The organism is Amycolatopsis sp. NPDC098790 (assembly GCF_044759945.1).
Classification (GTDB): domain Bacteria; phylum Actinomycetota; class Actinomycetes; order Mycobacteriales; family Pseudonocardiaceae; genus Amycolatopsis.
In genome coordinates this window covers 107,978-121,219 of record NZ_JBIWAI010000005.1, presented here as the reverse complement: position 1 = coordinate 121,219, position 13,242 = coordinate 107,978, and the positions used below count along the sequence as shown (strand labels likewise).

General features: G+C 69.9%; 10 protein-coding genes. 5 read left to right on the top strand and 5 right to left on the bottom strand.

The window, feature by feature from the left end; genetic code table 11:
- The first annotated feature begins 39 nt into the window (after positions 1–39).
- Positions 40–2,136, top strand: a complete 2,097-nt coding sequence (locus ACIQWX_RS34135; RefSeq protein ID WP_400880117.1) for a primosomal protein N' — start codon at positions 40–42, stop codon at positions 2,134–2,136.
- 56 nt (positions 2,137–2,192) lie between these two features.
- Here ACIQWX_RS34135 and ACIQWX_RS34130 read toward each other — a convergent pair whose 3' ends face one another.
- Genes ACIQWX_RS34130 through ACIQWX_RS34120 form a run of 3 tightly spaced genes read right to left on the bottom strand, consistent with a single transcriptional unit; the run spans position 2,193 to position 5,805 of the window.
- Positions 2,193–3,566 carry a hypothetical protein gene (locus ACIQWX_RS34130; protein ID WP_400880114.1) on the bottom strand — a complete coding sequence of 458 codons (1,374 nt, stop codon included), beginning with the start codon at positions 3,564–3,566 and terminating at the stop codon, positions 2,193–2,195.
- Positions 3,563–5,011, bottom strand: coding sequence for a PrsW family intramembrane metalloprotease (locus ACIQWX_RS34125; protein WP_400880112.1), 1,449 nt, complete (start codon positions 5,009–5,011; stop codon positions 3,563–3,565). The genes ACIQWX_RS34130 and ACIQWX_RS34125 overlap by 4 nt, the downstream gene beginning before the upstream one ends.
- Positions 5,012–5,013: 2 nt before the next feature.
- Positions 5,014–5,805 carry a hypothetical protein gene (locus ACIQWX_RS34120; RefSeq protein ID WP_400880110.1) on the bottom strand — a complete coding sequence of 264 codons (792 nt, stop codon included), beginning with the start codon at positions 5,803–5,805 and terminating at the stop codon, positions 5,014–5,016.
- Positions 5,806–6,115: 310 nt separating this feature from the next.
- On the opposite strand from ACIQWX_RS34120, the gene ACIQWX_RS34115 reads away from it, so the two are divergent.
- Genes ACIQWX_RS34115 through ACIQWX_RS34105 form a run of 3 tightly spaced genes read left to right on the top strand, consistent with a single transcriptional unit; the run spans position 6,116 to position 10,263 of the window.
- Positions 6,116–8,506, top strand: a complete 2,391-nt coding sequence (locus ACIQWX_RS34115) for a penicillin acylase family protein (RefSeq protein ID WP_400880107.1) — start codon at positions 6,116–6,118, stop codon at positions 8,504–8,506.
- 12 nt (positions 8,507–8,518) lie between these two features.
- Complete coding sequence (locus ACIQWX_RS34110) at positions 8,519–9,592, top strand: alpha/beta hydrolase (RefSeq protein ID WP_400880104.1); 1,074 nt, start codon at positions 8,519–8,521, stop codon at positions 9,590–9,592.
- A 20-nt stretch (positions 9,593–9,612) separates the two neighbouring features.
- Positions 9,613–10,263 (top strand): cutinase family protein, encoded by a 651-nt coding sequence (locus ACIQWX_RS34105; protein WP_400880101.1) that lies wholly within the window; start codon positions 9,613–9,615, stop codon positions 10,261–10,263.
- A 93-nt stretch (positions 10,264–10,356) separates the two neighbouring features.
- Here ACIQWX_RS34105 and ACIQWX_RS34100 read toward each other — a convergent pair whose 3' ends face one another.
- Entirely contained in the window at positions 10,357–11,823 is a 1,467-nt protein-coding gene (locus ACIQWX_RS34100; protein ID WP_400880098.1) for a hypothetical protein, read from the bottom strand.
- Between the two features lie 125 nt (positions 11,824–11,948).
- Here ACIQWX_RS34100 and ACIQWX_RS34095 point away from each other — a divergent pair, with 125 nt between their 5' ends.
- Complete coding sequence (locus ACIQWX_RS34095; RefSeq protein ID WP_400880095.1) at positions 11,949–12,242, top strand: hypothetical protein; 294 nt, start codon at positions 11,949–11,951, stop codon at positions 12,240–12,242.
- 42 nt (positions 12,243–12,284) lie between these two features.
- On the opposite strand, the gene ACIQWX_RS34090 is transcribed toward ACIQWX_RS34095, so the two are convergent.
- The gene (locus tag ACIQWX_RS34090) at positions 12,285–13,076 is read right to left on the bottom strand and encodes a lysozyme (protein ID WP_400880092.1); all 792 of its coding nucleotides are present in this window, start codon (positions 13,074–13,076) and stop codon (positions 12,285–12,287) included.
- Between the last annotated feature and the right edge of the window lie 166 nt (positions 13,077–13,242).

Here is a 13,242-nt window from a genome sequence, read left to right as displayed (position 1 = left end):
GCGCGAGGGGTGTCGGAGGGGTCTGGTAGAGATCGTGGCGTGAGTAGCTCCGAGCCCGCCGCTCTCTGGGACCTCCCGGAGACGCCGCCCGCACCCAAGGCGGCCCCCTCGCGTGCCCGGAAACCGCCGAAGCCGGGGGCGAAGACCAAGGGCGCGCAGAAGCCCGCGCCCGAGCGGCCGGTCGCGCGGATCGTCGTCGACATCCCCCTGGCGCACCTGGACCGCACGTTCGACTACCTCGTGCCGGAGAAGCTGCACGAGACCGCCGTGCCCGGGTGCCGCGTGCGCGTCCGGTTCGCCGGGCAGCTCGTCGACGGCTACCTGATCGAGCGCGGCGAGACCAGCGACTACGGCAGCAAGCTGGCGTTCCTCGACCGCGTCACGTCGCCGGAGCCGGTGCTGCCGCCGTCGTTGCACGCGGTCTGCCGGGCGGTCGCCGACCGCTACGGCGGCACGCTGTCCGACGTCCTGCGCCTCGCGATCCCGCCCCGGCACGCGAAGGCCGAAGGGGAGCCGGCCGTGGCGCCGGCGGCGTCTCCCGACGTGCCCGATACGACGGCCTGGGCGCGCTACCAGCGGGGTCCGGCGTTCGTGGAGGCACTGGGGGAGGGGAAGCCCGCGAACGCCGTCTGGCAGGCCCTGCCGGGCGAGGACTGGCCGCGCCGGCTGGCCGAGGCGGCCGGGGTCGTGGCCGCGGCCGGCCGGGGCGCGGTGCTGGTGGTACCGGACCACCGCGACCTGACCCGGGTCCACGAGGCGTGCGCGGCGGTCGTCGGCGAGGACGCCGTGGTGGCGCTGATCGCCGGCCTCGGGCCCGCCGAGCGCTACCGCCGCTGGCTGGCGGTGCTGCGCGGCGCGGTCCGGGTGGTGGTCGGCACGCGGGCGGCGATGTTCGCGCCGGTCCACGACCCGGGCCTGTTCGTCGTCTGGGACGACGGCGACGACCTGCACCTCGACCAGCACGCGCCGTACCCGCACGTCCGGGACGTGCTGATGGACCGCGCGCACGCGGCGAAGGCGTCCCTGCTGGTGGGAGGCTTCGCCCGGACGGCCGAGGCGCAGCTGCTGGTCGAGTCGGGCTGGGCCGCGCCGGTGCTGGCGGACCGCACGGTGCTGCGGGCCGCGGCGCCCCGCGTGACACCGGTCGGCGAGGACTTCGACGTGGCCCGCGACGAGGCCGCGCGGGTGGCCCGCCTGCCGGCGGTGGCGTTCGAAGCGGCGCGCCAGGCGTTCGCGGCGGGCCACCCGGCGCTGGTCCAGGTCCCGCGGCGCGGGTACGTCCCGGGCCTGGCGTGCGGGAACTGCCGCACACCTGCCCACTGCCGCCGCTGCGCGGGGCCGCTGGCGCTGCCGGGCGGATCGGTGGACGGGCAGCCGAAGCCCCCGGCGTGCCGCTGGTGCGGCGTCCCGGAGACGGCGTTCCGCTGCACGGCGTGTGGTTCGGTCCGGTTGCGCGCGGTGATCGTGGGCGCGAAGCGGACGGCGGAGGAGCTGGGGCGCGCGTTCCCGGGCATCCCGGTCCGCACGTCGGGCGCGGCGGAGGTGTTGGCTTCGGTGCCGGGAAAGCCGGCGCTGGTGGTGTGCACGCCCGGCGCCGAACCGGTGGCCGAAGGCGGCTATGGCGCGGCGCTTCTGTTGGACGGCTGGGCATTGCTGGGGCGCCAGGACCTGCGTGCGGGCGAGGAGGCGTTGCGCCGCTGGATGGCGGCGGCGGCATTGGTGCGTCCTTCGTCGTCCGGTGGCCGGGTGATCGTCGGGGCGGAGGCGGGGATGCCGGTCGTGCAGGCGCTGGTCCGCTGGGACCCGGCGTGGCACGCGGGCCAGGAACTGGCGGAGCGGCGGGAGCTGGGCTTCCCGCCGGCGATGCGGATGGCGAGCGTGGAGGGCAGCCCGGACGCGGTGGCCGGGTTGCTGGCGGACCTGCCGTTGCCCGAGTCGGGTGAGGTTCTCGGTCCGGTACCCCTGGGCGAAATCGACGAAGAGGGCAACGCTTCGCGCGAGCGGGCATTGGTCCGGGTGTCGCGCGCCGAGGGCAAGGCGTTGTCCTCGGCGATCCACGCGGCGGCGGCCCGGCGAGACGCGAAGAAGGCGACCGAGCCGATCCGCATCCAGCTGGACCCGCTGGACCTGATCTGAGCCGTGTACGCCACGAAATCCGTGGCAGCAGGGTACGGCCGAGCTGACGGCCGCGTTCAAACGACCGCGTAGAAAATGACTCCGGGGTAGTCGGGTAGTGACCACAGGTGGTATATCAAGCCGGTGCTCGGGTCCATGCCGACAACAGTGGGAGGTAATGGCGGACCGAATTCGGTCCGCCATCCCTGTGGTCGGAAAAGTTCTCGGAAAGCTTTCACGTAACCGGCGATCTGATCCCGCGTGGCCTGGCTCAGACCTTTGCCTCTGCCTTTGCCTTTACTTTTCGATGGCGCCTTGACCTCGTAGACGAAGGTGATGCTGTCGCCGGGATCAACAACGATGTCGGGGCGGCCCTTGTTCTTTCCCGGGTTGTCCGCGGATGCGCCGGCCAGCCACTCCGTACTCGGATCCAGGCCATGTGGGTTGATGTAGCTGAGGTATTTGTAGCCGGCCACGTCGCCGTAGACGTAGCTGTGGTCGAAGAAAGTTTTCAAGGTGGGTATGACTGCTCGTACGGCACCGTCGTGTTTCTGAGTGTTGGAGAGTCCGATCCCCTTTGGTTTGGGGGCTGCCTGTTGCCCCTGTGCCAGCCGGTTCTCGTCCACCTGGGCCCGGGCGCCGGCCTGCTGCGCCGCGAGGTCGGTGATGGTGGCGTTTTCCGCGGCCGTGTGCGCAGCGTAGGCGGCGTCGGCCGCGGCAACCGTCAACTCGTGGGCTGCCGCGACGGCGTCCGCCGGGCTTTGCGCACCCGTGATTCTTGCGGAGGCGTCGGCCGCGAGGTGGGCCAGGGTTCCGGCGTTTCCGGCCATGAGCGCGGCGTTCTTCGCCGCGTCGACCGCGGCCCGCGCGGCCTGCCGTATCGAGTACGACCTGTCCTTGGTGCGGTCCTGTGCGGCACGAGCGGTGGTCATCGCCGCGTTCGCGGCTGCCTCCGCTCCTTCCCATGCCGACCGGATGAGCGCCGCTGCCGCGTCCGCGGCACGCTGCGCGGCGTCGGTATTGTTCCGGGTAGCGGCCTGAGCAGCCTGTTGCGCCTGTTCGACCGCGGTGGTGCCGGCGGCCTGTGCGCCCTGTTCCGCCAGTTGAATCGCCTGGGAAAGGGGCAGCTGGAGTGGCGGAGCGGCTTCCGGCGCGGGCAGACCGGGTGGCGTGGCACCGGCGACCGCCACCGCGTCGGCCGGCAGCGCCGGATCCGGCTGTCCGGCCGCGGCACCGCGAGCCAGGCTGTTCGCAGCGTGCACGGCCGCTGTCAAGCCGACCAGGAGAGCGACCACCACGGAGCCGACGACGGCCTGGGCCGGCCCGCAGTTCTCCATCGGGTCCCCGGCGTCGATCTGCATGGAGGGACCGCACCTCGCACTGGCCGTGCCCGGTGACAGCAGAAGGAACAGGATCATCGCGTTGAGCACGACAAGGACCCTGGTGATCACGACTCCACCTCCGCTGCCGGGGGGACGGGCGTCGTCCTGGCTCCCTCGTCCTTGAGCCGCAGCACCCGGTCGCGAAGCAGCGCCTCGGCCGGGGACCAGGGGTCGACCTCGCCGCGGCTCCGATGCCAGCGCTGCGCGGCGAGGTCGAACTGAGCCGCGTGCAGCCGGCGCAGGTGCCGGTAGGCGGGAAAACCGCCATTCCGAAGCGCCTTGACGGTCACGAAGAACCGGCGGGCGGGGCGCTGCAGCGCGGATACCTCGTCAGTGGTGATCGCGCCGTAGCCGGTGCGGACCTCGAGGGGAAGCTCGACGGCCATCGCGCCGGCCTGAGCGCGCAAGCCACGACGCAGCAGGAGCAGGTAGAGGACCACGACCGGGCCCTGCAGGACGATCACGGTCAGAGGGGTACCGACCAGGTTGGCGAGCCACGGGTTGTCACCGAACAGCGCGTCGGTCGCCCGTAGCATGTGCGCGGCCAACGCGTTGACCGTGAAGTGACCGGTGACGGCGACGACGAACCCGCAGGCGACGACCCGGGTTCTGCGCCGACGCCCGCGCAGCTGCCGGGCAACACCGAAAGCCGCGCCCACCACGGCTGTGAGCGCCACGTGCGCTGCGAACAGGCCGACCGACTGGCGAAGCCAGTACTGGTAGGCGGATACGCCGGTGCCGTACTCGCCCATGTACAGCACGCTCTCGGAGAAGTTGAACCCGAGTCCGATCGCGGCGCCGAGCACGAGCCCGGACACGAGACCGTCGATGTGCCGGCGGAACCCGAAGTACACCACCGCGATCCCCGCGGCCTTGCCGAGTTCCTCGAAAAGCGCGGCGTTCAACGCTCGTGCCGTGCGCATTTCACCGACCGCGGACGCGGGATCCCGCAGGAGGTCGAACACATCGACCAGGTACGCCATCCCGTACTGGTCGAGCCACGAGTTCATGGCGGCGCCGAACCCGACGGCGACGAAGCCGCCCCATGCGAACGCGGCCGCCGGAAGCCGTGCCGGCATGCGGCGGTAGCGCTGCATCCTGGTGATCGCCCAGAACGCGAAGGCGGTGCTCGGCACGCAGATCGCCGTCTGGACGAGGTTGCCGCCCAGGACGGCGACGGGGCGGATGAGGAACGGCAGGAGAAGGACGGCGGCGGTCGCCAGTTTCAACGACCGCCCGTTGTCGGCCAGCATCGCCGGGCGCGCGACGACCGGTGGGCGTAGCCGCGCCAACGCCCAGGTGACCAGCGCGAGTCCCCAGCTCGCCACGACGCACGCACGCACCAGGTCGAACGGCCACACCTTGACGGGTTCGCCGATCCCCACGAGCGGGACCGAGTCGTCCACCCCGGGCTTGAACCAGTCGAGCAGCATGCCGCAGCCGTAGGCCGCCGAAAGGACGATCGCGACGGCGAGAACGTCGCGTGTCCTGGTGTCCCTTCGTCCGGTTGTCACGGTCATCTACCTGTCGGCGAAGTCGGAGAGGGAGGCGCCGTCCGTGGTTGGGTGAGGCCCGGCGGAACCTTCGTCACGCTGGGAATCGGTGTGCTGGAGGTGGACAACGGCTGGAAAAGGACCGACACCACCAACACGATGACGAAGCCGACGAGTCCTACCAGACCGCAGCGCACCATGAAGCGGAAATGCGGGTCGGGTTCGTAGCCGACGGTTCGCGGTTCTGCGTCTTGCCGAGGCGAGCCGCTCGCAGCGGCGGATTTTCGCTGCCGCAGGAACGCCCATCGCGCTGTGAACACCACCACCACGACCACCGCGGCGAGCCAGAGCACGGGGGTGAACCAAGACGAGCCGCCGCCGGCGGGTTTCGGTGGCGCTGCCCGAGGCGGCGTTGTGACGTCCGCGAAGTCGACGTGGCAAACGGCCGTGTAGTTGGTGAACGTCTCTTCGCTGTACATCGTGCCGTCGACCGCAATTCCGCACCTGATCGTCGGCGGGAACACCGGAGTGGTGTTCCCCTTCCGCTCGAGGTCGGCGGTGGCCTGGAGGTCCAAGCCGAGGGCTTCGCGGAACCTGCCGGTCACCGTGGTTTGAAAGGCCGTTGTCCCCGACGGCTCCTCGTGAATGCCGTCGGTGTCGGTGAAATGCACGGTGACCGAGTCGTGCGCTCCGACGACCACGGCGAAATACGTGACGCTGCGATACTGGTAAAAGTCGTCGTCGGACCACAGGCCGCAGCCGGACGTCAGGCCCAGCAGGCCCAACAAGATCACGACCACCCGCACGAGGCGCATCGCCCACCTATACCGAAGCGCACCGGCGAGAGCAATCCCCCATCTGCCGATCACCATTCACGCTTGAACGGGTCGACGCGCGCTCGCCCATTTGGTGAATCAAGCGTGCTTGCGGGTCCTCTGCTTTCGGTGGGAAATGCATCGGAGAGCCGCTGGAACCTCGGGCGCGCGACGGCCGGACGAGGGGGGCCACCACCGGTTTCATCGGGATTTCATCGCCTCTCCCTAGCCTCTCGGCATTCGCAGATCGAGCTGCAGAGGGGACGGCCCGATGGGGTACAGGGGGACAAGGCGCGCCACACTGCCGGTGGTGATCGTCGCCGTGCTGGCGATGACGACCACGATGGCGGCCGCAACGACGGCGGCGGCGGCGGACCCGCCGACCATCCGCTACACCGAGTACGGCATCCCACACATCATCGCTTCGGACTGGGAGGGCCTGGGCACCGGCTACGGCTACGCCGCGGCGAAGGACAACATCTGCACCCTCGCCGACACCTACCTGATGGTCAACGCCCAGCGCTCCCGCTACCTGGGGCCCGACGGCAAGGCGAGCCCTGGCCAGAACCAGAACACCACGACGAACCTCAACAGCGACCTGTACTTCCAGCGGATCAACGACAACCGGGTCGTGGAGCGGCTGCTGGAGCAGCCCGCGCCGAACGGCCCGGAGCCGGAGGTCCGGGACGCCATCCGCGGCTACGTCCAGGGGTACAACCGCTACCTGGCCGAAACCGGCGTCGGCAATATCACCGACCCGGCCTGCCGCGGCGCCGCCTGGGTGCGGCCCATCACGGAACTGGACGTCTACCGGCACGCGCACGCCGAAATCATCATGGGTGCCGCCGATCCGCTCCTGGACGGTGAAGTGACCGCGCAGCCGCCGGGAGCCGCTGCGGCGCAAGCACTGCCGGCCGAGGACACCGCCAAACAGATCGCCGATCGCGTCGCCGCCGCGCGGCAGCAGAGCATGGGCAGCAACGCCCTCGCCGTCGGCTCGCAGGGGGTGTCCGGTGGCACCGGCATGCTGCTCGCCAATCCGCACTTCCCGTGGCAGGGCAAGAACCGGATGTGGCAGAGCCAGCTGACCATCCCCGGGAAGCTCGACGTCTCCGGGGCCAGCCTGCTCGGCTTCCCGGCGGTGAACATCGGGCACAACAACGACGTCGCCTGGAGCCACACGGTCGCCACGGTGTCGCCCTTCGGGTTGTTCGACGTGCAGGTGGATCCGCTGCACCCGACCAAGTACCTGGTCGACGGCGCCTGGGAGGACATGACCTCGCAGCAGGTCGCCGTCGACGTGCGGAACCCCGACGGCTCGATCGGCAAGGTGACCAGGACGCTGTGGGCCACCCGCTACGGCCCGATCACCACGTCGATGCAGGGCGTCCCGCTGCCGTGGGTGGTCAGCGCGCACGCGGTCCGGGACGTGAACATGGACAACCTGCGGGCGCTCAACACCTGGTTCCGCCTCGACCAGGCCACGGACGTCCACGACGTGGTGCACACGCTGGAGACCACGCAGGGCGTCCCGTTCTTCAACACCGTCGCCACCGACCGCGCGGGCAACGCGCTGTACGCGGACATCCAGGCCGCGCCGAACATCACCGACGAGCACGCGCAGTCGTGCCTCACCGCGACCGGCCAGGTCCTGTTCAACCAGGTGAAGCTGGCGAACGTCCCGCCGATCTCCATCTTCGACGGCAAACGCAGCGCATGCGACTGGCCGGACGACCCGAACGCGGCCGCCCCCGGCCTGCTGGACCCGCACAAGCAGCCTCGCCTGATCCGCACGGACTTCGCGGGCAACGCCAACGACAGCGCGTGGCTGGCCAACCCCGAGCAGCCGTTGACCTACCCGCGGGTGATGGGCGACTCCGCGTCGCCGCGGTCACTGCGCACCCAGCAGCTCATCCTGACCGCGCAGAACCGGATCAACGGCACCGACGGCCTGCCCGGCCGGGGTTTCACGCCGGAAACCCTGCGGCAGTCGCTGTTCTCCGACCGGAGCCGGGCGGCCGATCTGGCGCTCGACACCGTCGTGTCGATGTGCCGGAGCGTGCCCTTCGGGCTGATCGTGGTGGACGCCACGGTGGTCAACGTGAGCGAGGCGTGCCCGATCCTGGCCGCCTGGAAGGACCACAGCTACACGCTGGGCAGCCGGGGTTCCTGGCTGTTCGCGAACTTCTGGTCGTACCTGACCAGCGCACCGATCGACACCGTCCCGTGGCGGGTCCCGTTCGACGCCCACGACCCGGTGCACACGCCCAACTCACTGGACGGGGGGAGCTCCGCGGTCCGCGACGCGTTCGGCCGGGCGGTCATCGCGCTGCGCACCGCCGGCATCCCGCTGAACGCGCCGCTGTCGGACATCCAGAAGATCACCCGCGGCGGCGAGCAGATCCCGATCCACGGCTCGCTGTCCAAACTGGGCGTGCTGAACGTGATCGAGCCCGGCCAGACCGCGGACGGGAAGCTGGACGTCCTCTTCGGATCCAGTTTCGTCCAGCAGGTGAAGTTCACCGCCGACGGACCGCCGCAGGCCTCTTCGGTGCTGGCCTACTCCCAATCGGCCGACTCGACCTCGCCGCACTACACGGATCAGACCAAGCTGTTCTCGGCAGGCCAATGGGTGCCCGAACGGTTCACCGCGGCGGAGATCGCGGCGTCACCCGCGCTGGAAACCAAAGTCCTGGACTGAAGGGGGAAATCCATGAGGAGAACACCGGGCCGGTGGCGGCTCGCGGTGGTGCTCACCGCCGTCGCCGCGATGACGGCGACGGCGAACACCGCGCAGGCCACCGAAACCGCGCCACCGACGTTGCGCGACGGCTTCGGGCTGACCCAGACGGGCACCGCGACCGGCACGCCGACCGATTTCGTCATCACCGTGACCACACCCGAGGTCACCGGACCGCACCACATCAAGATCATCCTGCCGGGCGGCTACTACGACAACCCGGCGAAACGCTACCCCGTGCTGTACTTCCTGCACGGTTCGCCGGACGACCCCGTCCAGCAGACCTACCCGGCCCTGACGACGTCCACCTCGATGATCACCGTCATCCCGGACGGCGGTGCCCGCGGCTGGTACGCCAACTGGCTCGACCAGCACACCGTGCTCGGTGCCCAGAACTGGGAGAACTTCCACATCGGCCAAGTGATCCCGTTCATCGACGCGAACCTGCGGACCGTCGCCACGAAGCAGGGACGGGCGGTCGCGGGGGTCTCCATGGGCGGGTTCGGGGCGTTGCACTACGCCCAGAACCACCCCGGCCTGTTCGGCCAGACCGCATCCCTGTCCGGCGACACCGACCTGTCGGCGGCGTCGATGGACCTGCGCCTGGCCGTGGTGGCCTCCCTCGTCGACGCCCAGGGCGTGCTCTGCGGCTCGGCTTCGGGCGGCTGCGGGGATCCCGCCGTCGACCCGTACCAGCCGGCCGTCAGCAGCGATGCCCTGTTCGGATCGCCCTACCCGGTGTTCAACGCCGACCGCAAGTGGAACGAGGCCGATCCGACCGCCCACATGGACAAGCTCGCCGGCGTCGGGGTTTCGCTGTACGTCGGCAACGGCGGCGGTGACCCCACCGAGCCGGAGTTCTGGCTCGAAGGCGCGGCGAAGCGCACCAAGGCCGCGATGGACGCGCTGAACATGCCTTACTACTACGTCAACTACGGCGACGGGGCCGCTTGGGGCACGCAGTGCGACGGCGGCCACAACGGCGGCTGCTGGGAGCAGGACCTCCGTGACCTGATCCCTCGCCTCGAACGACTTCTGACCGTCTGACCCGAGAAGGGGAGTTCACCATGAAGAAGACCGCGGCCGCACTGGCCGGCCTGATGATTTCCGCGGGGTTGACCCTGGCCGCTCCGACGTCCGCCTCGGCGGCGTCCTGCGACGGCACCTACACGATCGTGGTCGGCGGAACGGGGGACAACGATTCCAACGCGCCCTATTGGCAGGGCAACATCAGCCAGCGCGTCGGGTACCCGGCCCAGCCGATCGGCTTCAACGCCCGGCAGGGGGTCAACGAGCTGAACCGGCTCATCCGCGACCAGCGCAACGCCTGCTGGGACCAGCACGTCAAGGCGGTCGGGTTCTCGCTCGGCGCCGCGGTGGTGCACACCTGGGTCACCGAGAACTGGGGGAGCATCGACAACGTGAACGCCGTCCTCATCGCGGACCCGAAGCGGGCGCCGGGTCCGGGCAACGCCGGAGCGGCCGGGCACCCGCTGATCGCCCCGATCGCCGGGTTCCCGCTCGCCGGGGTGGACAACTTCTTCGGCGACATCCCGACGCTGACGTTGTGCACCGACGACGTCATCTGCGACATCAGCGCGGCTTCGGGTCTGCCCGGTTACCTGTGGGAAGGCAAGCACGGCAACTACAACTTCAACGTCGACGTCTATTCCGACGACGCCGGCGGCCAGTGGTACAACGGCGTTTACTTCCCCTGATCAGGAAGGGCAGCGTCGCAGCCGGATCGAAGCAGGACTGGGTGGCGCGGTCGAGTGTTCCGCCGACCGCGCCACCCTCGTAACCCGGGGGCGTTACAGGGCTGCACTCGCCGTGGCTTCGACCGGGAGCCGCAGCCACCAGTTCGCGCGGGCCCGGACGACGGGAGCGTGTGTCCGCAGGAGCCGCAGCCCGTCGTGGTCGCCGTTCATCCCCACCGCGTAGAGCGCGGCTCGCTGGGTGCTCCCGCCGGTCGGGTGCGCGGTGAGCACGTGGTGCCAGAGCCGCGGGTCCGTCCGCCCGGGGAGGTGAGCCAGGGCCACGGCCGCCGCGTCCCGGGCCGTGTCCCGTCGCACCAGGTTTTCGACGACCGGGCGGTGCCGAAGCTCGCCGAGGCTGCCCAGCAGGTCCACGAGCACGCTGTGGATCGCCGAGCCGGTCCTCAAGCGGCCGCCGGACAGCATCGCCGCGAGGGTGTCGGCGAGGAGCCCGCGAAACGGCGACGCGTGCAGGACGTTGACGGTGAGGATGCGCAGATCGCTGTCGGTGCTGGCCAGCGCCTGACGGAGGATCCGCGGGCCGAGCAGGTCCGCTTCGTGCCGCCGGGTCTGTGCTCGGGTCAAGGCGGCGTGCAATTGGCCGAAAGCGGCTTCTCCGGTTCTGTCCGGAGGCACCGAACGCGCGCTCGGGCGGTGCCGGAACAGCGCTGCGAGGACGTCCGAGGCCGCTTCTCGGATCGGTGGCGAGGTCGACGCGCCTGCACACAGTTCGCGAGAGATGGCTTCCAGCCGGCGAACGAGGTCGGGTGCGCCGGGCGGCCGGGCTGCCCAAGCGAAGAGCGCGCCGAGTTGTTCGGCATCGTTGCGCGGTGCGGACAGCAGCCGGAGGAGGCGGCGCGAGGTCGTCGGTGCCCGGTTCGCCGCGAGCAGGGCGACCGGGTCGATGATCAGCTGGCAGGCCGGCTCGGCGACGAATTCTTCGGTCGCCGCGACGAGCGCGGCGCCTCCTTCCGGGTGCCGGTGCACCCGTTGCAGCGCGGAAAGGCGGAGCAGGTAGCGCCACCTCACGGAAAGGCACATTTCGGTGAGCAGCCGGTGGACGAGGGTTTCCCACACCGGCCGGGCGAGTGTCCGTCGCGGCTGGGTCAAGGAAACCGTCAGGTCTGCCCATTCCGCCGCGGAAATCGGATCACGGGCGAGACATTTCTCGAGCAGTTCGTCACAGGGCGGCGCGGTCCGGCGCCCTGTCTGCCGGTTCCGGCCGAGCGCGGTGACCACAGCCACCAGTTCGCCCGGCGGGAGGTCGAAGAGGCGCTCGTACTGGTGCAGGGCCGAAGTCGGCACGGTGGCTCGGGAGTTCTCCCAGCGGGAGACGGTCGCGTTGTCGACGGGTGGTGTCCGGATCGCGGCCGCCAGCTGCCGGATGGTCAGGATGTCTTCGTCGCCGTAGAGGCGCCACATCTTGAGCAGCCAGGCGGCGAGCCGGCTTCGCTCGATTCGCGGCCACGGATCGGCCGCCTCGTCGCCGAGGGAGGTCGGACGTCCACGCCGAGCCGGTGGCATCGCCCGATTTTCCCCGGCCGGTTCGGTGGGGAACGCCGCCGAACGGGTGCACCGGTTTCGCAGCAAATCGGTTCGGGACCGTCCGTGCGGCTTACCGTCGATTTCCCACGGAAAGGAGCCCGGTCATGACCCGTGCGGTCCCGTACGGCTCGCTTCACTTCTGTTCGTTCCCGGACAACGGGATGACACCCGTGAGCGGCCCTCAGCTGGTCGTCGTCTTGAACCCGCTGTACAGCCCGGAGACCGGGCAGTGCTTGGTGGCGGGCGCGTTCATGCAGGACGGCAAGGCGGGGGTGGATCTCCACCACCTCCACACGGTTCGGATCGACAGCCTGCAGGACAGCCGCCTCCACCTCGAACCGGAGCTCTTCCACCAGGCTCACCGGGCGCTGGCGGAGAAGGTCGGATCCGGCAGTTGACGTGCCGGGAGCACGCACCGATGCGTGCTCCCGGCCCCCAAATCAGCCGGTCGCGAGGACCTTCAAGCGCGAAATGTCCGCGCTGAACTGGTCCTGGTCGATCGGCGAAGAGCTGTACTGCCAAAACGTGTAGAAACCCCAGTTGTACGGCAACGTCCCCGCCGAAGACGCGTACCGCGCCACCCAAAGCGGGTTCGTCGAACTGAAATCGCCCGTGTTGCCGGTGCACTGGCTCCACCAGCTCGTCGCCGTGTAGATCACCGGCCAGCGGGTCGTCTTCGCGTGGTACTCGTCGCTGAACGCCTTGATCCACGCCACCATCTGGGCCGGCGTCTTGCCGTAGCACGCGTTGTTCGGGCCCCACTCGATGTCGAGCGTGCCCGGGAGCGTCTTGCCGTCCTTCGACCAGCCGCCTCCGTGGGCGACGAAGTAGTCCGCCTGGGCCGCACCGCCCGAGGTGTCCGGGCGGCCGTAGTGGTACGCGCCGCGGATCATGCCCACGTTGTACGAGCCCGTGTACTGCTGGCTGAAGTACGCGTTCTGGTAGCTCGTGCCCTCGGTCGCCTTCACGTAGGCGAACTTCTTGCCCGCGCTCCAGTACGACGCCCAGTTGACGTTCCCCTGGTACGAGCTGACGTCGATGCCGGGGACGCTCGCGTCGACCGACGCCGGCAGGAGACCCGCCGGGGCCACGCCGTCGTGGGCGCGGATCGACGCGCCCATCTCGTGGTTGTCCGACGCCGCCTGGGCGCCGGTGGCGGTCACGACCAGCAGGGAGGTCGAGACGGCCACAGCGGCGCCGAGCAGGCGGCGCCACCTCCGTGGTGCAGTCATCTTCGGTTGTTCCTTTCGGTTGCCCTCGCGATGCGCGGTGTGCAGGCCGCGCCGCATGATTCTGTTACACCGGGTACCACAACGTCACTGCTCCATGTGAAGCAATTTCGAAGTCTGGGGAAACATGTGAAACGTTGGCAAACCGGGCGAATCGGCTCGATCCGCG